This window comes from Blautia sp. OF09-25XD, from assembly GCF_003482095.1.
Taxonomy (GTDB): Bacteria; Bacillota; Clostridia; order Lachnospirales; family Lachnospiraceae; genus Fusicatenibacter; species Fusicatenibacter saccharivorans.
The window spans coordinates 1-525 of record NZ_QUMG01000059.1 but is presented as its reverse complement, the minus strand read 5'-3'; the positions used below and the strand labels follow the sequence as shown (position 1 = coordinate 525).

1 tRNA gene and 2 rRNA genes are annotated in these 525 nt (G+C 53.0%); all 3 read left to right on the top strand.

Annotated features, from left to right (window positions below):
- Nucleotides 1-203 (top strand): 16S ribosomal RNA (locus DXA93_RS17600); the annotation flags it as partial.
- Nucleotides 204-299: 96 nt separating this feature from the next.
- Nucleotides 300-417: ribosomal RNA gene (rrf, locus tag DXA93_RS17595) — 5S ribosomal RNA — on the top strand.
- 6 nt (nucleotides 418-423) lie between these two features.
- A tRNA-Ala gene (locus DXA93_RS17590) sits at nucleotides 424-496 on the top strand.
- Nucleotides 497-525: the final 29 nt, after the last annotated feature.

Here is a 525-nt window from a genome sequence, read left to right as displayed (position 1 = left end):
TCGCTAGTAATCGCGAATCAGAATGTCGCGGTGAATACGTTCCCGGGTCTTGTACACACCGCCCGTCACACCATGGGAGTTGGTAACGCCCGAAGTCAGTGACCCAACCTTTCAGGAGGGAGCTGCCGAAGGCGGGACTGATAACTGGGGTGAAGTCGTAACAAGGTAGCCGTATCGGAAGGTGCGGCTGGATCACCTCCTTTCTAAGGAAGAATCAGTAGAGAATGAGTTTCATTGTTTAGTTATTAAGGAACAGCAAAAGCTGTAGACTTTACAGTTTCAAAAACTGAATAACTATTGCTGGTGGCGATGCGCCTAGGGGACACACCCGTTCCCATCCCGAACACGATGGTTAAGACCTAAGCGGCCGATGGTACTGCACTGGAGACGGTGTGGGAGAGCAGGTGGCTGCCAGCTTCAAACGGGGACGTAGCTCAGTTGGGAGAGCACCTGCCTTGCAAGCAGGGGGTCGAGAGTTCGAATCTCTTCGTCTCCATCCGGAAAGAAACTTCCGGGCGTCGGAAA